The sequence below is a fragment of the Oleiphilus sp. HI0125 genome (assembly GCF_001635355.1).
The window spans coordinates 1-749 of record NZ_LWGF01001382.1 but is presented as its reverse complement, the minus strand read 5'-3'; the positions used below and the strand labels follow the sequence as shown (position 1 = coordinate 749).

Annotated in this window: 1 pseudogene; it reads right to left on the bottom strand. The window is 44.3% G+C overall.

Going from position 1 to position 749, the window contains the following annotated elements:
- Positions 1–749, bottom strand: a pseudogene (locus A3762_RS28005) (ATP-dependent helicase); the annotation flags it as partial.

The following is a 749-nucleotide window of genomic DNA, read 5'->3' as shown; positions in this document are numbered from 1 at the left end:
TGAAGGTTTACACCTTCAGCTGCAGCCTCGGTAGCAATCATGACTTCTGCATGATGCTTAAAATGATCAATTAAAGCGGAGCGGCGATCAACTTGTGGTGATCCACTAATTTTGTCGTTACCTTCATTATCGGTAAGCCATTGCTTATATATGTCGGTAGCCTGCGGGTGATTGTTGGAGCCACTAAAGGTGACGATTTTTCCGTCGAAGCCATTTGCGCTTAGAAAAGCAGATAAATATTCTTGTGTTCGTTTGGATTCAGTGAAGATAATGACTTTTCTGGGTGCTCCCATACTTGCCATTTTTTCAAAGCCCTGGCCTAACGCGGTGAGTAGTGCTTTGGCTTTGCTGTCTGTTTCAATCGCTACGGCCTTGTTGATGTAGAGTTTTATTTCCCGAATTTCATCTTCGAGCAACTCGATATCAACTTCAGGGGCATCTACTACATCGCCATCAAACTCTTCAAGGTAGTCTTGTTCTAGGTCGTCGTCATCGACTATAGAAGCTACTATGTCGTAATCACTCTCGGCATCTTCCTTTAACGATTCTAACCTCTTTAATATAGTCCGAAGGGTGTTGAGTACGGCATGCGAACTCGACGCCAAGAGTTTCCTTAATATTAGACCTGTAAGGTGTCTCTGATTACGAGGAAGCGCATAACTCTCTTCACGCTCTAGTAGCGCCGAAATACCATTGTATAGGTCTTGCTCTTGAGCGGTCGGTGTAAATGGGACTGTTAAGGTTTGCCG